Annotated in this window: 27 protein-coding genes and 1 riboswitch; of the genes, 11 read left to right on the top strand and 16 right to left on the bottom strand. The window is 63.3% G+C overall.

All coding sequences use genetic code 11. The features are described 5' to 3' along the window. The first annotated feature begins 40 nt into the window (after window positions 1-40). The gene (locus HUI96_RS01320) at window positions 41-835 is read left to right on the top strand and encodes an ABC transporter permease (protein WP_188252823.1); all 795 of its coding nucleotides are present in this window, start codon (window positions 41-43) and stop codon (window positions 833-835) included. A gap of 80 nt (window positions 836-915) precedes the next feature. Here the strand turns inward: HUI96_RS01320 and HUI96_RS01315 are convergent, their stop codons facing one another. Continuing rightward, window positions 916-1,659: a sulfotransferase domain-containing protein gene (locus HUI96_RS01315; protein WP_188252822.1), complete on the bottom strand. Its 744-nt coding sequence runs from the start codon at window positions 1,657-1,659 to the stop codon at window positions 916-918. 307 nt (window positions 1,660-1,966) lie between these two features. Between HUI96_RS01315 and HUI96_RS01310 the strand changes: the two genes are divergently transcribed. Beyond that, window positions 1,967-2,353: a MerR family transcriptional regulator gene (locus HUI96_RS01310; RefSeq protein ID WP_188252821.1), complete on the top strand. Its 387-nt coding sequence runs from the start codon at window positions 1,967-1,969 to the stop codon at window positions 2,351-2,353. Window positions 2,354-2,495: 142 nt separating this feature from the next. Here HUI96_RS01310 and HUI96_RS01305 read toward each other — a convergent pair whose 3' ends face one another. The 3 genes from HUI96_RS01305 to HUI96_RS01295 all read right to left on the bottom strand — a co-directional run bounded on the left by HUI96_RS01305 (window position 2,496) and on the right by HUI96_RS01295 (window position 5,340). Continuing rightward, window positions 2,496-2,969, bottom strand: a complete 474-nt coding sequence (locus tag HUI96_RS01305) for a methyltransferase family protein (protein ID WP_188252820.1) — start codon at window positions 2,967-2,969, stop codon at window positions 2,496-2,498. Continuing rightward, a complete protein-coding gene (locus tag HUI96_RS01300) occupies window positions 2,966-3,961 on the bottom strand; it encodes a DUF1624 domain-containing protein (protein ID WP_188252819.1) in 996 nt (331 codons plus the stop codon). Before HUI96_RS01300 ends, HUI96_RS01305 begins: the two co-directional genes overlap by 4 nt. Window positions 3,962-4,152: 191 nt before the next feature. Continuing rightward, the gene (locus HUI96_RS01295; RefSeq protein ID WP_188252818.1) at window positions 4,153-5,340 is read right to left on the bottom strand and encodes an aromatic ring-hydroxylating oxygenase subunit alpha; all 1,188 of its coding nucleotides are present in this window, start codon (window positions 5,338-5,340) and stop codon (window positions 4,153-4,155) included. 130 nt (window positions 5,341-5,470) lie between these two features. Further along, window positions 5,471-5,663: riboswitch (cobalamin riboswitch) on the top strand. Window positions 5,664-5,700: 37 nt separating this feature from the next. On the opposite strand from HUI96_RS01295, the gene HUI96_RS01290 reads away from it, so the two are divergent. Genes HUI96_RS01290 through cobO form a run of 4 tightly spaced genes read left to right on the top strand, consistent with a single transcriptional unit; the run spans window position 5,701 to window position 7,775 of the window. Then, on the top strand, window positions 5,701-5,874 hold the full coding sequence (locus tag HUI96_RS01290; protein ID WP_188252817.1) for a CbtB domain-containing protein: 174 nt from the start codon (window positions 5,701-5,703) through the stop codon (window positions 5,872-5,874). A gap of 12 nt (window positions 5,875-5,886) precedes the next feature. Continuing rightward, complete coding sequence (locus tag HUI96_RS01285) at window positions 5,887-6,648, top strand: CbtA family protein (RefSeq protein ID WP_188252816.1); 762 nt, start codon at window positions 5,887-5,889, stop codon at window positions 6,646-6,648. Further along, entirely contained in the window at window positions 6,641-7,156 is a 516-nt protein-coding gene (gene cobU, locus HUI96_RS01280) for a bifunctional adenosylcobinamide kinase/adenosylcobinamide-phosphate guanylyltransferase (RefSeq protein WP_188252815.1), read from the top strand. The genes HUI96_RS01285 and cobU overlap by 8 nt, the downstream gene beginning before the upstream one ends. A gap of 1 nt (window position 7,157) precedes the next feature. Then, window positions 7,158-7,775 (top strand): cob(I)yrinic acid a,c-diamide adenosyltransferase, encoded by a 618-nt coding sequence (gene cobO, locus HUI96_RS01275; protein ID WP_188252814.1) that lies wholly within the window; start codon window positions 7,158-7,160, stop codon window positions 7,773-7,775. A gap of 8 nt (window positions 7,776-7,783) precedes the next feature. Here cobO and HUI96_RS01270 read toward each other — a convergent pair whose 3' ends face one another. Both HUI96_RS01270 and cbiB read right to left on the bottom strand, forming a co-directional pair. Next, window positions 7,784-8,293 carry a class I SAM-dependent methyltransferase gene (locus HUI96_RS01270; RefSeq protein WP_188252813.1) on the bottom strand — a complete coding sequence of 170 codons (510 nt, stop codon included), beginning with the start codon at window positions 8,291-8,293 and terminating at the stop codon, window positions 7,784-7,786. 77 nt (window positions 8,294-8,370) lie between these two features. After that, window positions 8,371-9,342, bottom strand: a complete 972-nt coding sequence (gene cbiB, locus HUI96_RS01265; protein ID WP_188252812.1) for an adenosylcobinamide-phosphate synthase CbiB — start codon at window positions 9,340-9,342, stop codon at window positions 8,371-8,373. On the opposite strand from cbiB, the gene cobD reads away from it, so the two are divergent. Together cobD and HUI96_RS01255 are read left to right on the top strand one after the other, a co-directional pair. Then, window positions 9,341-10,405 carry a threonine-phosphate decarboxylase CobD gene (gene cobD, locus HUI96_RS01260; protein WP_188252811.1) on the top strand — a complete coding sequence of 355 codons (1,065 nt, stop codon included), beginning with the start codon at window positions 9,341-9,343 and terminating at the stop codon, window positions 10,403-10,405. The genes cbiB and cobD overlap by 2 nt on opposite strands. Continuing rightward, on the top strand, window positions 10,402-10,911 hold the full coding sequence (locus HUI96_RS01255; protein ID WP_188252810.1) for a protein-tyrosine phosphatase family protein: 510 nt from the start codon (window positions 10,402-10,404) through the stop codon (window positions 10,909-10,911). The genes cobD and HUI96_RS01255 overlap by 4 nt, the downstream gene beginning before the upstream one ends. Before the next feature lie 12 nt (window positions 10,912-10,923). Here the strand turns inward: HUI96_RS01255 and HUI96_RS01250 are convergent, their stop codons facing one another. Then, entirely contained in the window at window positions 10,924-11,727 is an 804-nt protein-coding gene (locus tag HUI96_RS01250; protein WP_188252809.1) for a creatininase family protein, read from the bottom strand. A gap of 151 nt (window positions 11,728-11,878) precedes the next feature. Here HUI96_RS01250 and HUI96_RS01245 point away from each other — a divergent pair, with 151 nt between their 5' ends. After that, entirely contained in the window at window positions 11,879-12,115 is a 237-nt protein-coding gene (locus tag HUI96_RS01245; RefSeq protein ID WP_188252808.1) for a hypothetical protein, read from the top strand. A gap of 9 nt (window positions 12,116-12,124) precedes the next feature. Here the strand turns inward: HUI96_RS01245 and HUI96_RS01240 are convergent, their stop codons facing one another. The 3 genes from HUI96_RS01240 to map all read right to left on the bottom strand — a co-directional run bounded on the left by HUI96_RS01240 (window position 12,125) and on the right by map (window position 14,286). Further along, complete coding sequence (locus tag HUI96_RS01240) at window positions 12,125-12,541, bottom strand: RidA family protein (protein WP_188252807.1); 417 nt, start codon at window positions 12,539-12,541, stop codon at window positions 12,125-12,127. Window positions 12,542-12,588: 47 nt separating this feature from the next. Next, window positions 12,589-13,362: a RadC family protein gene (gene radC, locus HUI96_RS01235; protein ID WP_188252806.1), complete on the bottom strand. Its 774-nt coding sequence runs from the start codon at window positions 13,360-13,362 to the stop codon at window positions 12,589-12,591. A 96-nt stretch (window positions 13,363-13,458) separates the two neighbouring features. Then, window positions 13,459-14,286, bottom strand: coding sequence for a type I methionyl aminopeptidase (map, locus tag HUI96_RS01230; RefSeq protein WP_188252805.1), 828 nt, complete (start codon window positions 14,284-14,286; stop codon window positions 13,459-13,461). Between the two features lie 324 nt (window positions 14,287-14,610). Here map and HUI96_RS01225 point away from each other — a divergent pair, with 324 nt between their 5' ends. Both HUI96_RS01225 and HUI96_RS01220 read left to right on the top strand, forming a co-directional pair. Then, the gene (locus tag HUI96_RS01225) at window positions 14,611-14,835 is read left to right on the top strand and encodes a hypothetical protein (protein ID WP_188252804.1); all 225 of its coding nucleotides are present in this window, start codon (window positions 14,611-14,613) and stop codon (window positions 14,833-14,835) included. Window positions 14,836-14,982: 147 nt separating this feature from the next. Then, the gene (locus tag HUI96_RS01220) at window positions 14,983-15,894 is read left to right on the top strand and encodes an acetamidase/formamidase family protein (RefSeq protein WP_188252803.1); all 912 of its coding nucleotides are present in this window, start codon (window positions 14,983-14,985) and stop codon (window positions 15,892-15,894) included. A 78-nt stretch (window positions 15,895-15,972) separates the two neighbouring features. On the opposite strand, the gene HUI96_RS01215 is transcribed toward HUI96_RS01220, so the two are convergent. The 6 genes from HUI96_RS01215 to HUI96_RS01190 all read right to left on the bottom strand — a co-directional run bounded on the left by HUI96_RS01215 (window position 15,973) and on the right by HUI96_RS01190 (window position 20,371). Beyond that, window positions 15,973-16,257, bottom strand: a complete 285-nt coding sequence (locus tag HUI96_RS01215; protein ID WP_188252802.1) for a hypothetical protein — start codon at window positions 16,255-16,257, stop codon at window positions 15,973-15,975. Window positions 16,258-16,525: 268 nt separating this feature from the next. After that, the gene (locus HUI96_RS01210) at window positions 16,526-17,218 is read right to left on the bottom strand and encodes a glutathione S-transferase family protein (protein WP_188252801.1); all 693 of its coding nucleotides are present in this window, start codon (window positions 17,216-17,218) and stop codon (window positions 16,526-16,528) included. A 24-nt stretch (window positions 17,219-17,242) separates the two neighbouring features. Further along, window positions 17,243-17,824, bottom strand: coding sequence for a VOC family protein (locus HUI96_RS01205; protein WP_188252800.1), 582 nt, complete (start codon window positions 17,822-17,824; stop codon window positions 17,243-17,245). Between the two features lie 29 nt (window positions 17,825-17,853). Beyond that, the gene (locus HUI96_RS01200) at window positions 17,854-19,155 is read right to left on the bottom strand and encodes a phenylacetate--CoA ligase family protein (protein WP_188252799.1); all 1,302 of its coding nucleotides are present in this window, start codon (window positions 19,153-19,155) and stop codon (window positions 17,854-17,856) included. Between the two features lie 8 nt (window positions 19,156-19,163). Further along, window positions 19,164-19,946 carry a citryl-CoA lyase gene (locus HUI96_RS01195; protein WP_188252798.1) on the bottom strand — a complete coding sequence of 261 codons (783 nt, stop codon included), beginning with the start codon at window positions 19,944-19,946 and terminating at the stop codon, window positions 19,164-19,166. A 281-nt stretch (window positions 19,947-20,227) separates the two neighbouring features. Further along, window positions 20,228-20,371, bottom strand: a complete 144-nt coding sequence (locus HUI96_RS01190) for a hypothetical protein (RefSeq protein WP_188252797.1) — start codon at window positions 20,369-20,371, stop codon at window positions 20,228-20,230. Between the last annotated feature and the right edge of the window lie 202 nt (window positions 20,372-20,573).

The raw sequence follows: 20,573 nt of genomic DNA, 5'->3' as shown, positions 1-20,573 counted from the left end.
CTATTGTGCAGCGGTACAAATGTAGCCTATGAACCCGGACATGCAGCATATTCAGGCATTCACCCTTCGGGCGCAGCTTGGCGTCATGGGAAGGGTCATCATTGCCGTCATCATCCGTGAATTGAAGACCCGGGTCGGGCGCAACCGAATCGGCCTGTTCTGGATCGTCATGGAGCCAGTCCTTTTCACGCTGGCCGTGGTTCTGGTGCGAATGTTCCTCGGGAGGAATTCCCCGTTCGGAGAGAGCGCCGCACTGTTCATGGTGTCCGGCCTGTTGGTGGTCAGAGCCTTCACGTCCATGGCTGGACAACTCTTGAATGCCATCTCGGCGAACAAGGCATTGCTGACCTACCCTCCGGTGAAGCCCATCGATCTGGTTCTGGGGCGCGCCACGCTCGAAATGGGCATCGCACTTTTCGTATGGGCCGCCTTCTTCGCGCTGGCCAATGTCTTCATCGAGCACAAGGTATTGTATCATCCAGAGCGGGTGGTTGCCGCGTTCCTGCTGCCAATGTGGCTCGCTTTCTGCGTCGGATACTTCAACGCTGTCATGTCGAATCCATTTTTGATGTGGTCAAAAGTCTGGAGCATTCTTCGCCTGCCGTTGCTTCTTTGCAGTGGCGTCTTCTACGTTCCAATCCTGATGCCACCGGCTATACAGAACATCCTCGCTTGGAATCCCGTTCTTCACTGTGTCGAGATGCTTCGAACGGCTATTTATTTGACCTACGAGCCTCTTTTGAGCGTAAATTATGTGATCTGGCTCGGCGCAATTCTCCTGCTGCTGGCAACGGCGCTCGAGCGGACATACCGGCACATCCTGCTGAACCGCTGATTTGGTCTGCGAGAGTTGGTAAACATTGGTTCACGCAGCATGGCTCGCCTTTGCGCTAAAGCTGAGTCCAGCAATGCGATTCAGACAGGCGTACCGCCCCAACCTCGGTAACCCGGTGAGAGATCCCAGAAGTCAGTGGCGAGGTCAGCGTAACGGAGAATCGCCGCAGCATCCTCGAATACGAGATCGATGAAGGCGCGGCGGTCCTGCTCTGAAACGGGCGGCTTACCTGGTCGGTCGGTGTGGTTATCTGACTGGCTGACCTTCGGAACCTTTATTGGTTTGTGCTCCACACCTAGGAACTCCTGCAGTTCCGCTAAAAGCTTGCGGTCCTTACTCCGCTCCACCAGCGGAACAACCCTGATCTGATTGTCTGGAAAAAAGTCGCGGTATTTCGAAATCTGGCTGTAAAAGAGGGCCCGATTGAGGACCACGGCACCCCAGTCGTGCAGCGACTGCATGAACGGAATTGCTTGGCCCTGCAGTTCGGCCGCCATACGCCAATTGGAAATCGCGCAATCAATAGGATTGCGGATCAGGTGTATAATTTTGGCGTGTGGATACGCTTGGCTGATGCGGCGGGCTGGCGTATGGCTTGATGCAGTTGCGTAGCTCGGCGAGAAGTCGCCTGTGATCATGTCTGGGGTGGCTTCGGCGTAGTTCTCGCCATACCAATCCCAGCCCTTTTCCCAGTTCTTGTCGAAGAAGCGGGGCTCCTTCACTCGAGGTGCGTAAATGCTGGGATGTCGACCGAACGCCCTATAAAGACTTGATGTGCCGCAGCGTGCGGGTCCGATGACGAAGAAGTCAACCTTTGGTTTCACTGATTCCCTACCCGGAAATTGTGACTATTTTGGTCGTAGCACCCAGGAATAAGAACTGGCAATAATGCTTGCCGGCTGGTCGGAGCGTCGACGCTATCAAAAGCTATGTTACAGATACATTTGCCGACATCTCAGCCTGAACGGGCAGGAGGGCGAAACGGAACTTGTTTCAGGACGAAGGCTACGACCACGGCAGAGAAAGCTGGCGCTTCATTTGCTTCGGCGCGGCGCCTGCACATGCCACCCTGTTTGACTTTTACGTAAGTGCGTGGGAGGTCTTTTCCGGACAGGAGATCGCGCGAACCCCATGCGAGAGTACTACTCGATCACGGAACTCACCCGTGAATTCGACATATCCACCCGCACACTGCGTTTCTACGAGGACGAAGGGCTTATCCACCCGGCTCGCCGTGGGCGCACCCGGCTTTTCCGCCCGTCGGACCGTCACCTCGTGCGGCTGATCCTGCGGGGAAAGCGCCTCGGCTTCTCGATCGCAGAGATCCGCGAGATCATCCAGATGTATAAGGAGCCGCCGGGCGAAGTGGGGCAGCTTAAGCTGCTGATCGCGCGCATTAACGAGAAGAAGGAAGACCTCCGTCAGAAGCGCAGGGACCTTGAAGAAACTTTGGCTGAACTGGACCAGGCCGAGGAATCCTGCGTCGAGCGGCTCGCCGAGCTTGGTGTGAGCACGTAGCAGCGGTTTTCCGCGGGCAAGGGTGACGTGACGGCAGCCCCCGTCCGGGTGTACGCTCTGCCGATGGGGGCGCAGCACGATATTCGCCCACCCTAGACCAATTGGTGGAGGTCACCTGCGCCGTCAATCCGTTGAGGGGGACTCAGATCCAGCGCCTTATCCGGGCGCGATAGTCGCGGTACTTCTTGCCGAACTTGGCCTCGAGATGCCGTTCCTCCCCCTCGATCGCGAGTTTCTGGGTGGCGAAGGCCGCAATCAGCGCAAAGAGCAGAAACCATAGGCTCTCGGTGACGAGTCCGATTCCGATCGTCAGCATGGTATTGCCGAGATAGATCGGATTGCGCGTGAAGGAGAATGGGCCGGAGGTGACAAGGTGATCGCTCGGCCGGTCGGGCCGCATCGTGGTGTTGGCGCGTCGAAGCGTCCGCAGGGCTGAGATATTGAGGGCAAACCCACTGAAGACCAGCAGCCAGCCTGCGGCAAACAGTATATCGGAGAGCGGTGCGGTGATCCAGGGCAGGGGATAGACGACGGTGAGCGCGATTCCGGCGATGATCGCCGCGAGATAGATAAGCGGCGGCCAGGCGAAACGGTTGGGTGCCGCTGTGCTGTTCATGGCGCCGTGTCCTCGAGGACGCCTTCTTCGGCCCGGCTCGTGCAGAGCCCTGCGAGCCCGCTGATCCTGTCGCGCAATGCAGGGTCCTCTCTGCCCTGAAAGAGCTTTGGCAGGTCGCCGCTCGCATCCAGTTCGTCGCGCATGCAGTTACAATAACGCGTGCAGAAGCTTTCGTCTTGGGTTTGTTGGCAGGTCGCCTGGCAGGAGTAGCGGAGCCGGTCGTCGTCTGTGAGCGCCTGCGCCGGCAAGAGTTGCGAGAAGAGCCAGAGCGAGCCGATCAGGACGGGCTGGTGGACGAGGTAGAAGGCGAGGCTGTGACGCCCGATGAAGAACAGCGGGCGGAAGGGAGAGCCGAAACGGAGCTCCGCCAGCCGGGCAAAGACGCCGGTGATGAGACCGAGCCTTCCCACGGCGACCCCGATCAAGACAGGCCCGAACCAGGGAAACAGCGGCACGTAATCGTTGGACCTTGGGATAGTGGCGGAGAGGCCGACCCACCACAGGGCAGGGTGATCGAAGACCTCGGACCGCAGCAGGAATGGGGCGGCAACTATTCCGGCAGCCACGAGAATGGTGATGACAGGCGGCAGCCGGAGGAATGCAAGGCCCAGCACGCTCGCGAGGGCGATCTGGTGCAGGATGCCGAAGAAGATGAACGTCTCCGGCATTGCGAGGTAGGTTGCGGCGGAGATGGCGAGCGCCGCCCCGCCTACCATCGCCAGCCGGCGCCAGAAACCGTGCCAACGTATGCCTCGGCCATGTGCCAGCACCAGGCTGACACCCACGAGAAACAGGAAACTCGCGGCAATGCAGCGCGCAAATATCTTCCAGCCGCCGACCCCGGTCATGCCGGGTGGCACATAGCCGAAGAATTCGAGATCCCAGGTGAAATGATAGATTGCCATCGCGACCAGAGCGAGGCCGCGGGCAAGGTCAACGGCCTGCAGCCTGCCGGTAACGGCCCTGGGGTCGATTTTCTGGTCTGGATGCATGCGCGCCGTTCACCAATCGGAAGCGCCCGCCCTATCATGCGGCGGCACCAAACCGAAGCAAGTTTGCCCATTCCGCACGGTGAGCCAGATGTCGAATGTCCAAGCCTGGGCCTAGCGCGCTCTACGCATGCGGCGATTTCGGAATCGCGTGCGACGGCACTGCCAGACTTGGCCGGCGGGAGGGATCGGCACTACCCCTGATGAGGCGGTCCGGCGCGCTTATGGGCGTCGCGCACCCACTCATGGAAGCGGTGGAGATCATATTCCTCCGGCATCAGTACGCCCTGCCTGTGCGGGCGCGCGCGAAGCCCCTTCTGATTGACCTCGCAGATCGCGGCATCCTCCTCCAAAACGGTCGTCCCGAAGGAGACGATGTTGTCGATCTCCGCCTCCGCGTCGGAGAGCGCTTCGGGCAGGAAGAGCCATTCGGCGGTCAATTCAGTCCGTTCCGGTCCGAGCGGCACGAGCCGGACGGTGCGGACATAATCGACATGCCCGACGATGAACATCGACGGCAGGTTCATCGCGTAATTCTGGCCGGCGGCCCGTTCCGCGGCGGTCAACCCGGGAAACCGGTGCTTCATCGCCTGACCGTCGGAGGACCAGGTCTCGGCGCCGTTGCGCAGCCCGCCCGAATATTGCGGTTCGTCGTTGTCGGCATGCAGTTCCCATTCGGGATCGTCATGTCGGGCCATGAACCCGCGCCCGTAGATCGGTACCAGCGCCGACAAATGCTTATGCACGCCGGGGCAATGCAGGCATTCGTTGAAGTTCTCCCAGAACACCTTCCAGTTGCACTCCACGACCTTGGTTAGGACGTGCCCGGTGACCAGGTCTTCAAGCGGCCAGTTCAACAGGTCCGCCGACTGAGGATCGAAGCTGGGGAGAGCGGATCCTGCCGGGGCTTCGGCGAGGTTGACGAAAACGAATCCCCTCCAGGTCGACAGCGCCACCGGATAGAGCGGGTAGTCGGACTTGTCGAAACCTTCGGGCAGCACCTTGGACGGCACGCGCACGAGATTGCCGCGCAGATCGTATGACCAGGCGTGATAGGGGCAGGTGAGCAGCCTGGCCTTGAGCCGCCCCTCCGTCTCGCGGCAAAGCTGCGATCCGCGATGCCGGCATGTGTTGTGGAAGGCGCGCAACGCGCCGTGATCGTCTCGCAGGACAACTACCTGCTGGTCCCCGATAGCAAAGGTCCTGAAGGCGAGCGGGCTGGCGAGATCCGCCTCGCGGCAAACGAGAATCCAGTTGCGGTACCAGATCGCCTCAAGGTCTTTCTGGTACTCGGCCGGGTCCCAGTAGGCTGCGGAAGGAAGCGTCGGCTCCGCTGCGACAAGACCGTTGTAGCGCTCCGAAACTACCTGTTCCCGTGACATGGACTCCTCCGTGGGAGGCAGCGGATACCGCAGGGGCGGCTTTGTCAACCCGTCGCAAAGCAGGACCCCCGCCGTCGCAATCTCGTCCTTTGGTGCCGGGATTTGGTTTGCCCAGAATCGCGTTTGCCCCTATGGTGGCGGTGTCGTCGGTTCCGATGGGACCAACAGGGAATGCGGTGCGGGTCCCTCCCAAAGCCGCGGCTGCCCCCGCAACTGTGAGCGGAGAGCCCACCCCCGAATAGCCACTGGGGCATTTGCCTCGGGAAGGCGGGGACGGGCAAGAACCCGCGAGCCAGGAGACCTGCCGGCGACCGGTATGAATTCAAGGGCCCTCGGAGGGAGGGCGGAAGGACTTTTCGAATGAACACGACTTCACTCGGTATCCAGGCTTCCAGCACGTCGCGCGCAATGCAGCTCGCGCTGGCGGCCCTGCTCGGCATCTTCATCGTCGGTTTCGTCGGCTTTTCGCCGCTCGAGGCCGCGCACAACGCCGCGCACGACTATCGCCACTCGATGGCATTCCCCTGCCACTGATCGCTCAGTGATATGACCCTCTTTCGCAACGTCGTGTTCGTCGCGGCGCTGGCGGGGCTATTGGCGAGCCTGGTGATGACGGGCCTTCAGGCATGGTTCACCGTTCCGCTGATCCTCAAGGCCGAGACCTACGAATCGGCTGAACCGGTTCATGATCACGACCATAGCGCCTCTGCTGGTGCCGCCGATGCGAGCCACTCGCATGGCCACAGCCATTCGGACGGTCATGATCACGGGGACGGCTGGGCGCCTGCCGACGGCACCGAGCGGTTTACCTACACGGCCCTGGCCAACATCGTGAGCGGTGTAGGCTTTGCGTTGCTCCTGGTCGCGGTTTCCGAGTTCGCCGGTGGGATTTCCAGCTGGCGCGTCGGGGCCGCGTGGGGCTTCGCAGGTTTTGCGGTGTTCACTCTGGCGCCCGGCCTCGGCCTTCCGCCGGAGCTTCCTGGTATGCCTGCCGCCGAACTCGAAGGCCGGCAGTTCTGGTGGCTTGCGACCGTAGCGGCCACCGCCGCAGGACTTGCCCTGATTGCTTTCCGCGGAACGGTGGTGCTGTCGCTCGTGGGGCTCGCCCTCATCGTGGCGCCGCATCTGATCGGTGCTCCGCAGCCGGCAAGCCACGAATCCCCGGTGCCGGTTGAGCTTCACCGCGACTTCGTGATCGCTGCTACGCTGACCAGCCTGGTGTTCTGGGTTCTCCTCGGGGGCCTTGCCGGTGTACTCCGGCAACGCCTGATCGGCCGTGCAGGAAACCTGCGCGACCAGCTTGCCTGATCGAGTCACCCTGACCTTTCTGCTCGGCGGCGCACGCTCTGGAAAGAGCACGCACGCCGAGCAGCTCGTTACCGGGTTCCCCGCGCCGTGGATCTATGTCGCGACGGCGCAGGCCTTCGACGGCGAGATGCGGGGGCGCATTTCCCTGCATCAGTCTCGCCGTGATAAGGGCTGGAGCACGATCGAGGCTCCGCTCGATCTAGCGGGTGCGCTGGAGACCATGCCCACAGGAACTCCGGTGCTAGTGGATTGCCTGACGCTGTGGCTCTCGAACCAGATGCTGGCGGAGAATGATGTCGAGGCCGAATGCGCGAGGCTCGCTGCGGTGCTTGCAAAGCCGCGCGGCCCTTGGTTCGTTGTCTCCAATGAGGTCGGGCTGGGCATCGTGCCGGACAATCCGCTCGCCCGGCGTTTCCGGGACGCGGCTGGACGGCTCAATCAGCAGGTTGCGGCAGTCGCCGACAGCGTCCTGTTCGTGGTGGCCGGCCTGCCAATGCGGGTGAAATGACATGAAACCTGTCGATGATCAGGAAGCGGAGCGCCACAAGGCCAAGATGGCCAAGCGAAAGGCCGTCCAGGACGCGGAAGTTGCCGGCAAGACGATCGAGCAGAAGGGTCTGCTGATCGTCAACACCGGGCCCGGCAAGGGCAAGACCACGGCCGCCTTCGGCCTTGCATTGCGGATGCTGGGCTACGGGAAGCGCGTCGGCGTCGTGCAGTTCGTGAAGGGCGCCTGGCACACCGGCGAACGAGCCGCTTTCGCCGCTTTCGGCGACAAGGTGGCCTGGCATTCGATGGGTGAAGGCTTCACCTGGGAAACGCAGGATCTGAAGCGCGACATCGCCGCAGCCGAAGCAGCATGGGCTAAGGCTCTGGAGCTCATGGCGGACCCGTCCATCAGCCTTGTCATCCTCGATGAGCTGAACATCGCGCTGCGCTACGACTATCTCGACGTCGATGCGGTGGTGGCGGCGCTCAAGGGAAGACGCGAAGACCTGCATGTCGTGGTCACTGGGCGCAACGCCAAGCCGGCGCTGGTCGAGGCCGCCGATCTCGTCACCGAGATGGGTGCGACAAAGCATCATTTCGCCGCCGGCGTGAAGGCCCAGCAGGGCATAGAGTTCTAGGCGATCGCTCAGGAAGAACTGCTTCTCCGATAGAGGAAATACCGGCCCTCGCGCGCGCCATCCGGCAGCGGCAACGGCGACGCGCCTTCCAGGACCAGGGGGAGGTCGGAGAGCACGATCGCTCCCGGCGCAAGCAGCGGCGGTACGCGCCTGCGCAGAATCTCCTTGATCACCTCATTCCGCTCCGCCTCGTAGGTGCCGAGGTCGGCGTGAAGCAGCACCACCCGGCCGCCGAACCGCTCCTGCGCGGCTGCCAGCGTCTTATCGACATCGCCCAGCCAGAGCCGATCGTCGGGTGGCGTGCAATCGGCGATGCAGTCCACCTCGCGGTCGAAAACGTGGATCTCGCGGTCGGGCAGGCGGGTTCGCAGATGGTCGTATGTCCGTCCGTGCCCCAGGCCCAGCTCGAAGACAACGCCGGACATCGGGGCAATTTCCGTAGCGGCCCAGTTGAGGCAGACATGCTGGGCCTGGAGCCGGTAATAGAGCTTGTCCAGCCGGGTAAGCCGCAGGTTCATCAAAGCCCTTCCAACTCAGGCGCTATTTCATGGCCCCGCGAAACCGGCTAACCGGCACAAGGTGCAGGTGGCGTTTTTTACCACACGAGAAGCACTAGCACCGCGATCACTGCGGTCAGGCCGATCATCAATATGTCGGCGACCCAGTACAATTTGAGGGCAGCGCGGATGTCCGAGGGTTTTGCCTCGCGCCGGCCGCCTTGGCCCATGACCGCATCCTCGACCGTCACGCCGTCATAGACGCGCGGGCCCGCCAGGGCCAGGCCGAGCGCCCCCGCGACCGCTGATTCCGGCCAGCCTGCATTGGGCGAGCGGTGGTGCCTAGCGTCACGTAGAACGGCGCGCCAGGCATTGGAGGGGCTTGCGCCAGGAACGAAGCAGGCTGCCGCGATCACCAGCGGGGCCGTGAGACGGGAGGCCGGGAGGTTGATGAGATCGTCGAAGCGTGCTGCTGCCCATCCGAAGGCTTGGTGCCGGGGAGTCTTGTGACCGATCATGGAATCGGCCGTATTCGCGGCCTTGTAGGCGACCACTCCCGGCAGTCCCCCGACCAGCAGCCAGAAAGTCGGTGCGACCACCCCGTCCGAAAAATTCTCCGCGAGGCTTTCGATCGCTGCTCGGCAGACGCCGGCTTCGTCGAGGCGCTCGGGGTCGCGGCCGACAATCCGGGAAACGGCAGCGCGACCTGCACTCAGGCCGCCGCTGTCGAAGGCATCGGCAACGGCGCGCACGTGCTCGGCGAGGCTGCGTTGGGCAATGAGGGAACTGGCGAGCAGTGCGACGATCACTATCCCGAACGACAGGTTCAGGAGAAGCGCCTCGATCCCGAAGGCGATCAGGGCGGGGATGCCCACCAGCAGAACTAGCGCGACGCATCCGAGAATGCGCCGGGATGTGTCGGAGACGGTCGCGCGATTGAGGCTGCGATCGAGCCATGAGATGAGATGGCCGATCCAGATGACCGGATGGCCGATTGCACGCACGAGCCGGTCGGGATAACCGAGCGCCAGTTCGATGATGAGGGACAGGAGGGTGAGCGGAGCGGACATGCAGCCTGACGCGGCCGAGAGGATCGGAGAGGTGAAGGACCACGGTGGCAGCCTGGGCAACGCGCGCCTGCTATTCCCGCATGCGCCCGAGCCTTGGATCGACCTTTCAACCGGGATCAACCCGCACTCCTATCCGCTTTTCGATCTGCCTGCCACCGCATTCACGCGTCTTCCAGAACCCGATCTGGTGACGGATCTGTGTGGGGTCGCCGCGCGCGCCTATTTGGCTCCCGGCCCGCAGAACGTGGTTGCGGCGCCGGGGACGCAGATTCTGCTGCCCTATGTGATGAGCCTCGTGCGGCCCGGACGGGCGAAGGTGCTGGGCCCGACCTATGCCGAGCACGCCCGCGCCGCGCGCTTGGCGGGCCATGCGGTCGAGGAGGTCGAGAGCTTCGACGCCCTGGCGGATGCGGATCTCGCGGTCGTGGTGAATCCGAACAATCCGGACGGCCGCATCGTGCCCCGGGTGGAATTGCTTCGCCTTGCCGAGCAATTGCGCCAGCGAGGCGGCCTGCTGATCGTTGACGAGGCCTTCATGGATGTCGGACCTGCCGGAGAAAGCATCGCGGGAGATGCGGATAGGCGCGGTCTTGTGGTCCTGCGCTCGTTAGGAAAATTCTTCGGGCTCGCCGGCGTGCGGCTAGGCTTTGCGCTGGCTGAGCCGCGAATCGCCGCCGCCTTGGCCTCGCAACTTGGCCCGTGGGCAGTCAGCGGCCCAGCGCTGGAGATCGCCCTCCGGGCGTTGGGCGATCTCGAATGGCACGAGAGCATGCGGGGACGGCTAGCCGACGAAAGCGCTCGCCTGGATGCACTGTTTGCCCGCTTCGGCATCACCATCTCAGGCGGGACCAGCCTCTACCGCTTCTTTCAAACGCCTGATACGGAAGCATTGTTCGGTTCGCTCGGGGAACGCGGCATATTGCTGCGCCGTTTCGCCTGGAACTTGCAGGCGCTGCGCTGCGGCCTGCCTGCCGACGAGGCCGGATGGCGACGATTGGAGGATGGTCTTGCCGCGTGGAGCGCTGCAAAATCCCCCGGAACACTGAAGGAGATTGTCTCGTGATTTACGTATGCCCGCTGTCGAAGATCGATGAGACGGCGAGGGAAACCGGGGCGGAGTGGATGCTATCCCTGCTTGCCGAGGGGACCGAGGTGACACGCCCGTCCTCGATCGTGGCCGAGCGCCACCTCTATCTCGCCCTGCACGACATCGTCGAGCCGTGGGAAGGGCTTACGCTGCCAGCCGAAGAGCATGTGAGCGCGCTGCTGGACTTCGGCCGCCGGTGGGACCGACGCAAGCCGCTGCTCGTCCACTGCTTTGCCGGCATCAGCCGTTCGACTGCCTCGGCCTATATCATCGCCGCTGCGCTCGCCCCCGAGCGCGACGAATTCCAACTTGCCCGGCATTTGCGGGAGCAGTCCCCGTCCGCCACCCCGAACGGGCGCATGATCGCCCTTGCGGACCAGATGCTCGACCGAAACAACAGGATGGTCGAAGCCATCCAGTCGATCGGCCGCGGCGCCGAGGCGTCCGAGTGCGTGCCCTTCTGCCTGCGCTTCGACATCTGACCTAAGCTTGCCTCAGGTGATGTAGTCGGCGAGGGAAGCGGCGCGAATCTCGCGCAGCAGCCGAATGAATCCGTTGGCCTGGTGTTCGGCGGTGAGCCGGCCCTTTTCTGCGGTCGCCGCTGCGGCGTTGCCGACGACGCCGTGCGGATTAAGATCGCTGGCGATCCAGGCGAAGGCATGGGTACCCGTCTGCCGGAGAAGTTCGAATTCGCTCTCGGCGCGGGCGACGTTCGACACGAAATTCTCGGCCTTGGTCATGTCGACCAGATCCGGCCGGAAGTGGAGCATCAGCGAGGTTTCCACATCGCCGCCGTGGATGCCGTGGCGGTCCTCCAGTTCGGGGTACATGCCGGCAGGCCGGCCGAAGCGCTGCCAACTGGTCTTCACGGCCATCATGTCGAAGCGCACCCGCAATTCGCGGGTGACGATGCCCATGATCTCCTCGTTGCCGCCGTGCGAATTGACCACCACCAGCTTCCTGACACCTACGCGTGCGACAGAAGCGCCGATCTCGGTCCAGGCGTCGATCAGCACCGAGGGTGGCAGGGTCAGCGTGCCGGGCGCATGCACGTGCTCATTGGATTTTCCAACCGCCTGCACGGGAAGAATGCGAATGTCGAGATCGTCAGGCAATCGCACGATGACGGTCTCCAGCATTCCCTGCATGATTGTCGTGTCGGTCGAGACCGGCAGGTGCGGGCCGTGCTGTTCGATAGCGGCCACCGGAAGTACGGCGATCGTCTCTTCCGGATCGATCGAGGCGTATTCGGTGGTGGCATAGTCGCCCCACCAGACCCTTCGTCCCTGTTTCGTCACGGCAGACCTCGTTCAGCTGTCGGAATTTCGCTGCCGAGTGATATGCCAGCGCCGCATCCATTGTAAGGGTATCGGGACGGCTTTCTCCGATCTGCGCCGGGCGCTAGATTAAGAATGGTGGCACGCCAACCGGGGGCAACGGGAGGCAAGAATGGCCTACATTCTGCTCGGTGCGGCCTTCATGTTCGCAGGCCTCGTCTTCATGGCCGGCGCCGCCATCTGGCGCGGGCAACTCAGCGGTCCCGGATCTTCGCGCTCCAGGCTGCCGACCGATACGCTCGAACCTGCCCAGCGCGGCGTGCGCTTTCTCGGCTTGCAGGTGAACTGGCCAGGTATCGCCCTCTTCGTCCTCGGGGCAATCTTGCTGCTGATCGGAGCCTTCGACTGAGTAGTCAGCCTATTCGGCGGCGATTACTTCCACCTCGACCTTGAACTCCGGCCGGGTAAAGCCGGACACGATCATTAGCGTGGAGGCCGGTCCGGGCTCGCCGAAAAGGCGATCTCGCACGTCCATGTAGGGGCGCATGTGGGCCCGATCCGTCACGTAGGCGTTGATCCGCACCACGTTCGCCAGACACATGCCGGCCTCCTCGAGGATCGCCGCTATGTTTGCGAAGCAGATCTCTGCCTGCGCACCGGCGTCTTCGGGAATGGTCTCGTCCGCCTGGATACCGAGTTGCCCCGAGCAGAGGACCAGGCGCTTGCCCGCCGGGATCTCCACACCGTGGCTGTAGCGGGCGAAAGGCGGGCGAATACCGGCGGGATTCAGGCGGCGCAGGGTGGTAGCTTCCGAGTTCTGATCGAGGTCGTTCATTCTATCCTCTGCCCGGGATGGGAGCGTCCTGGCCCTGTTGGGTGGCATCAGATCAGCAGCAGGCCCTTCATGCTGGCATAACCCTTCTTGCCGATGATGATGTGGTCGTGAACGCCGATCCCAAGCGGCTTGGCCGAGTCGATGATGGTCTTTGTCATATCGATGTCGGCCCGAGACGGCGTGGGATCGCCCGACGGGTGATTGTGAACGAGGATGATCGCCGTGGCGGAGAGCTCAAGCGCGCGCCGCACCACTTCGCGCGGGTAGACGGGTGTGTGGTCGACGGTCCCGGTCTGCTGAACCTCGTCGGCAATCAGGCCGTTCTTTTTGTCCAGGAACAGGATTCGGAACTGCTCGCGCTCCTCGAACGCCATGGCGCTGCGGCAATAGTCGATCACCTGGTTCCAGGAGGAGAGCAGTTCCCGGCCCTTGATCTCGCTGCGCCCCATGCGCTGGGCAACCGCCGCGACGATCCTGAGATCCAGCGCAGCCGCCTCGCCTACGTCCTCGACCTCCCGAAGCAGATGCTCCGGCGCGCCGAGCACTTCGGCAAGCGAGCCGAAACGTTTGAGCAGCGCCTTGGCGCGCGCCTTCGTGTCGGCGCGCGGTATCGACCGGAACAGCAGCAGCTCGAGCAATTCGTAGTCGGCAAGCGCTGCAGGCCCCGCCCCGCGAAAGCGCTGCCGCAGCCTGTCGCGATGACCGGCTTGATGGGGCTTTTCGGCTATCCGGGTAGGCTTGGCTGGACGAGAAGGGGCTTTGCCGAGGACCACCGGCTGTTCGAGAAAGAAACCTCGCTCGTCGTTCTCGTCTGCAGCCATGCCGCGCCCTCGTGGGCTTCCGAATGGAAGCCCCGCCCCACCGATGGGCGGAAGTCTATCGCAAGCCGGACGAAAGCAAAGAGGCTTGTTCGACGGTCAGCCTGGCAGGCCAGGACGGTCGAGGCCCGCAGGCGAGAAGGTGAAGACCTCGCAGCCATCGTCGGTCACGCCGACCGTGTGCTCGTACTGGGCAGACAGCGACCGGTCGCGGGTCACCGCGGTCCAGCCGTCGGAGAGCACCTTCACGTGCGGCCGGCCGAGATTGATCATCGGCTCGATGGTGAAAATCATCCCAGGCCGCATCTCGACGCCCTCATTGGCGCTGCCGTAGTGCAGAATGTTCGGGGCATCGTGGAACAAGCGCCCGACCCCATGGCCGCAGAAGTCGCGCACGACCGAGCAGCGCTCCTTCTCGGCATAGCTCTGGATCGCAGCGCCGATCGCGCCGGTTCTGGCGCCGGGGCGGACCGCCGCTACACCGCGCATCAGGCACTCATGCGTGACCTCGAGCAGGCGCTCAGCGGCCCGCTTGATCGTGCCCACTGGATACATCCGGCTGGAATCGCCGTGCCAGCCGTCAAGAATGTAGGTGACGTCGATATTGACGATGTCTCCCTCGCGCAGCGGTTTGGCATCGGGAATGCCGTGGCAAACGACATGGTTGATCGAGGTACAGACGGCCCTGGTGTAGCCGCGATAGTTCAGCGTCGCCGGAACGGCGCCATGGTCCATCCCGAACTCGAACACGAAGCGGTCAATGGTCTCCGTCGGGACGCCGGGCTTCACGATCGGAGCGAGTTCGTCGAGGCAGCGCGCCGTGAGCGCGCAGGCGTTGCGCATGCCTTCGAACGCCTCGGGGCCGTAGAGCTTTATCTGGCCGGTGTTTCGCGTGGGCGCGAGATCTGCGTCGAGATAGGTCACCATGAACTCATGAGGGGTTAAGTCGAATGGGTGGCTTGCCGGGTCAAGCAGTCATGTGACACTGCCGGGGCGGGCCTTCAAGTGAAAACCGCTGAAAGACGGCTTTCGTTTCACTCCGCGGGCCTGACCATGGCAGCCGGCGATCTGCATCGCAACACATCAAGACAACAGGACGGTCGCGGTCTCGTCACTTGCGCGTCATCGTGCAGGCATACCCTGAAAAGGCTTCGAGCGAGCGCTTTTTTGATTTTTCGCAATGCTAACTTTGGTTGTTGGCCGGCATCCTGAAAGAGAGCCCAATTGCTGGACGGGAACGGGAGAGGATCAATGACACTCCTCCAGATCATCACCCACTACGTGGACACCCGACGCAACAAATCGAACCCACTCTCCGTGGCGGGCGCGATCAAGGCTATCAGGATGGTGGCGCCTCACTGTCATTTGTCCGATCGGGAACTGGCCGACCTGGTGGCGGTGGCCGCCATTGGCCGCGGCTTCACCATCGACTTCGATGGTTTACCGGACGAGAGCCCCAGCCGCGCCGCTGCCTGAAGGCGTAACGAGGCTACGCCCTTGTCTTAGTGGCACTGTGATGTGCCAAAGGTGGCGAGAAGAGGCCAGTCAGCCGCCGACTGGCCCAAATCACCACAGCGCCATGTGAGCTTGTCGCGCCTGCGGCGGGCGGCTACTCATTCAGCCATGACAAAGCATCATTTCCGCGCGAGTCATTGGCACAATGTGCTGGGCACCTTGCCTCCCGCCCTGACCGTCGCCTCCGGCGATTCGGTGATTACCGAAACCATCGACTCCCACGGCTTCGACAAGGATGGCGTGCACCGCGCGCCCGAGCCGAATCCCATGAACGGCCCGATCTTCGTGACCGGCGCCGAACCGGGGGATGCGCTGAAGGTCGAGATCCTGCGCATGACGCCGATCAGCGACACGGGCTGGACCCGCGCGGCTCTCGCCGGGAACGTCGTTGATCCGGAATTCGTCCGCGGTCTGCCCCCGCGGGACAAGACGATCTGGCGGATTGACCGCGACGCACTGACTGTCACGCCTGACCCACCGGTGCCTGGCCTCGAGAACTTCGTGCTGCCGCTGCAGCCCATGATCGGATGCTTCGGCGTGGCGCCCGCCCTCGGGCAGGCCTTCTCGACAGCGACCAGTGCCGAGAATGGCGGCAACATGGACTATCGCGGCTTCGGTCCAGGCGCCACGGTGTGGTTCCCCGTGGCCGTGCCAGGCGCACTGTTCTTCCTCGGCGACTGCCACGCGGTGCAGGGAGACGGCGAGATCGTGGGCACCGGGATCGAGACCTGCTTCGAGGTCGAGGTGCGCCTGACGGTGGAGAAGGGCCGCGCGCTCGTCTGGCCGCGCGGCGAGAGCGCGACGGAAATCTACTCGGTCGGCAATGCGCGGCCGCTCGACCAGGCGCTGCAGCACGCGACGACCGACATGTTCAACTGGCTGTGCAGCGATTATGGGCTGAGCCCAGCGGCGGCGAGCCATCTCATGGGGCAGGTGGTCCGCTACGACGTGGGCAATGTCTTCGATCCGGCCTACACCATGGTTTGCCGCATTGAGAAGAAGTGGCTGTCCAAGCGCTGACGGCTGTCAGGCGCGACGACTTCCATGCGCGCCAGTCTTTTCGACGAGGCGGAGACCGATGCCTCCTCGCCTCTTGAATCAGAAGCATTCCGCCCGGCGCTCGATCTCTATGCGGCCGTCTGCAACGGTGGCCCTGAACACGAAGCGCGTCCGGTCCCTGTGCAGCCTGACCGACACGACGCCGCCGTCGCCATAGACCGCCTCGCCGAAGGCGATCGCTCCGGCTTCGACGAGTTCGGCGAAATCGTCCTTAATCTTGCGGTCGAAGGCGGCGCGCGGGTCCAACTCGCAAAGGGTCTCCAGGAGCCGCGTGCGCACCATCCATTTAACGACCGCAAGGGTCTCGGTATTGCTGAACTTCATTTTACCCCCACCTCTTTAAGGCTGCTTTAGCCCGCTTCTATTCGTCGTTGTGGTCATGCGAAATGCGGCGCAGCTATGACGGTCTCCTCGCGTCTATACGTCGCGGCGGCGCCTGATCATTCCCGATTCCCATGCCCCTGGATACGGGAGAAGACCTCCTTTTAAGGCTTGGTCGGGCTCCATTCATGGAGCTTGGATATTCTTTCCAACTAAGATTGGGGCGGAGATTGGGCCGCGCCTGCCTGATCCGCTCCTTTGCTAAGCCGTTCTACGCAGCTTTGGACTTCACATAGGAAATATAGCCGCGCACGTCGGCCGCCGGCTCGCTGTAGGCGGAGCCAAGGGCCTCCTCCATTGCCGCCATGTACTTCTTCGCCCAGGCCGGCAGCGGATAGTCGATGACGGCCAGGAATTCGAGCGTGGCGGCAAGCCGGATGTCGGCAATCGAAGGTTTCTGGCCGCCGATGAAGGGGCCGTCGCCGATGTAGAACTTCTCGAAAACGGCAAGCGGCTCCGCGACCGCCTCCAGGGCCGCCTGCCGTGCGGCTTCCTTCGCGGCCGCGTCGGCGTCGCTGTGACCGACTTCGCCGGGATATTGCGGGAAGCCGAGCGCGGGATAGGTCGCGCGCGCGAGGTAGGGATAGAGCGTGCCGGTGAGGTAGAACATGGCGCTGTCGATCATGGCGCGTTTGGCCGGATCCCTCGGGTAGAAGCTGTCCAGCCCCTGCTTGTTGCAGAGATACTGCATGATGGCGCAGCTCTCCCACAGCGCGCCGCGGGGTAGGCCGGTTTCCTCGAGCATCGGCGTGAGATGCGCAGGGTTGCGCGCCAGGAATTCCGCGCTGCGCGTCTGGCCGTAGACATCATGCTCGCTGAACTCCAGCCCCGCGGCACGCAGGAAAATTCGGACCGTCAGATTGTTGACGCTCGGCTTGATCACGTTGAGCTTGATCTCGGACATCTGTCGTCTCCTCTCCTGGTTGGTTCAATACGGGTTCTTCGGCTCGCGGTCCGGCGAAAGGGTCGCCCGCGACCGCGCGGTGAGCGTCTCAATCGCATCGGCCAAATGGATCTCGGCGATCGCGTACTCGCCGCGCTCGACCCTGATCCTGTGCGCCTCCATCAGCACGTCCGCATGCGTGAAGCCGTGTGGCGGCTCGAATCGATAGGAGGCGAGTTCGATCAACAGCCCGAGCGGGTCCTCGAAGTAGATGGAATCCATGAAGCCGCGGTCCTTGACGCCGCTGTGCTTGATCCCGCGCTGGTTGAGCCGTTCCACCGCCTGCAGGAAGGTGACGCGCGAGACCGCGAAGGCGATGTGGTGGACGCAGCCGATGTCGGTCGGAGTCCGCTTCGGATCGGGCTTGCGCTCGTCATTCGTGAACACGGTGATCAACCGCCCGTCGCCGGGATCGAAGTAGAGGTGGCTTTCCGAGGCGCTGTCGAGATTGGGCTGCTCGAAGACGAAGGGCATGCCGAGCACGCCCTCCCAGAAATCGATCGAGGTCTGGCGGTCGGCGCCGACCAGCGTGATGTGGTGGACTCCCTGCGACTGAAGCTTCCGCATTTGCCTATCCTCCCGTCGGACCTGCGTGGCTATCGCTGAATGAGCTTCGACTTGTATTCGCTGCGCTGGAGCGTGCCCCAGGGCACCAGTTCGATCTCTGGCGTGAAGACGAGCGCATCACGGATTCGCTTCTGGATGCTCGCGGCGAGCTCCGGGCCGGCGACGGTATGTTTGGCCAGTTCCACCAGAACCGGCACCGGCGGCTCCTGCCGCACGCCAGCCGATCGTGGCTTCACCAGGATCATCCCGCTCACCTCCGGCATGAACTGATGCACCACCTCCCGGATTGCGGTGGGAAAGACGTTCACGCCGCGCACGAGCAGCATGTCGTCGGTGCGGCCGATGCAGCGGATCCGAGGGGCGGTGCGGCCGCACCGGCAGGGCGATGTCCACACCTGGACATGGTCGCGGGTTCGGAAGCGCAGCAGCGGCGCAGCCTGGTGGCGCAGGTGCGTGAGAACGAGTTCGCCTTGGGCGCCGTTTTCCATGGCGATCGGCTCGCCGCTTTCCGGATCAATCAACTCGGCATGGACAAACCCCCGGGCGCCGAGGTGCATGCCGCATTGTTCCTCGCATTCCCCCCACAGCGAGATGCCGATATCGCCGATGCCCATGGCCTCGGTCACTCTAGCGCCCCACGCCTCTTCCAGGCGCGCGCGCAGCGCAGGCTCGCCGCCGCCCGGCTCGCCAGCGACCAGCACGCGCTTGACGCTGGAGTTCCTGAGATCGAAGCGCCGCTCCTCCGCCCATTCCGCCAAGTGGGCGGCATAGGACGGCGTCATCACCACGGCCTCGGGCTTCAGAAGCCGGATTGCCATCATCAGCCGCTCGGTGTTGCCGGTGCCGACTGGGATATGGATCATGCCAATACGATCGAATGTGCCGAGCGCGGCGCCGGCCACGAAGGGTCCGGCATTATAGGTGGAGACGATCGCCTGGCCGGGACCGATGCCCGATGCCGAATAGCTGCGGGCCGACGCCACGAGCCAGTTGTCGAGGTCCTGCGCCGTCAGCGGGATATAGCTCGGGGTTCCAGTCGTGCCGCTGGTGGAGAAGATGCGGACGATCTGTTCCCTCGGCACGGCCAGATGGGTGCCGATAGGGTTCTCCTCGCCGGTGGAGGCTTTGATCTCGGCTTTCTCGGTAAAGGGGAGCCGCGAGATGGCGTCCAGCCCACCAATCTTGGATTGGCTGCCGAAACCGGCACGATTCAACTTGTCCTGGTAGAAGGCAGAGTGGGCGAGCAGATATCCGACCTGCCGTCGATACTGCGCATCATCGTGCAGGGCCTGCTCGGGCCAAGGGCGGGTCTCCACCTCCGGATCGTACATGGATCAGCTCACGTTTTGGGGACATACGAAACGGCGGCTTCGGCATGGCCGGCAAGCACGAAGCCGATGGGGTTCTGCTGTTCTTCTGCGAGGTGGGCGAGCAGTCCGCCCGTGCGCGCAAGCAGCGGGATCGCCTTGATCATCGCGGGAGGAAAGTCGAGGTCGAGCAGGACGGCCGCGATCGTCATGGAGACGTTCATGACCAGCGGCTTGCCCCAGACCGCGGCAACCGCGTCGCGCATGCGCCGTGCGAGGTCGACATGCACGCCGCTGACGCCGTGCTGGTCTGCAAGCTCGAGGATGCGTTCGGCCCGCGGGTCGACCGGCCGGTGCACCGGATGGCCGAAGCCGGGCGCCTTGCCACCGGATTCACGGATTTCGCGCGCGAGTTGCCGGGCGACCTCATCCGCATCCTCACCCGCGTCGACCCTCTTGCGCGCCTCCACAAGCAGCGCGCCGCAGAGGTCGGAGGTGCCGAGCAGGACCGGGCCGCAGCCGAGTATCCCGGCGGCGAGTGCGCCCTGCAACGCCTGGGGATCGGCAGCGAGCGTCATCCGCGCCGCCTGTACGGTCGGCATGATGCCGTGCTCGGCAATCGCGATCAGCAGGAGATCTAGAAAATAACGCTGTTTCTCGGTCGGTTCGCGACCCGTCAGAAGAAGGTAGAAATATTCCGTAAAACTAAGCCGGCCCATGAGATCACGGCAGAGATCCTTTCCGCGGACTTCCACGGCATCGGCCGATGCCGTGCAGATTTCAGTGGTGGCCGTCAACGCCTTTCCGATCTGCATGGCATCTGCTTCCGCTAGTGAACGGGATTGATGCTAAACTGACCCTCAGTGCGACACAACAGCAGCTTCTGCTGCCGATGCTCCCGATCGCATTATGCCGGCCCCCACTCAACTGGGACAGCTCCGCCGCGTCTCGACGATCGTTTTCTGAGGTAAATCCGGGCCTTGCGGACCTCGCTATAGGTTTCACTCTCGGAAATTGATCGTTATCAGTGACAGGCTGCCAAGTGAGCAGACAATTAGGGCTCGCCGCGGTTCGGCGCGTCGCTTTCAGGTTCCCTTTAAGCAGAGTGCGCGCCGATCAGGCGCAGCGTGAAGGAGACTGAAATGAGCCGCTTGCTCACCACCACCGTAGCTTCATTGTTCATCGCCACCTTCGGGTTTGCAGGGGTGACAGCCGCGCAGGCCCATGGGTACGGGAGCACGGGCTATTCCGAGATGTCCCCTGGGGCCGCGCACGGCATCCACAGGACCACGCGTCATCATCGCGCTACCCATCACTACCGGCAGGCGCCACTCCACACGAATTCTCAGCGTGCTCGGCAGAAGACGCATGCGGGTGTATCGCCGTCGGGCGTCCAATAGGCAGCTTTCGCCCCGGGTCGACCGGGCGCTGCGATGGAGGGG

It is taken from the genome of Pseudaminobacter soli (ex Zhang et al. 2022) (assembly GCF_014595955.1).
Lineage (GTDB): Bacteria > Pseudomonadota > Alphaproteobacteria > Rhizobiales > Rhizobiaceae > Kumtagia > Kumtagia pseudosoli.
This window is presented reverse-complemented; position numbering and strand designations above follow the sequence as displayed.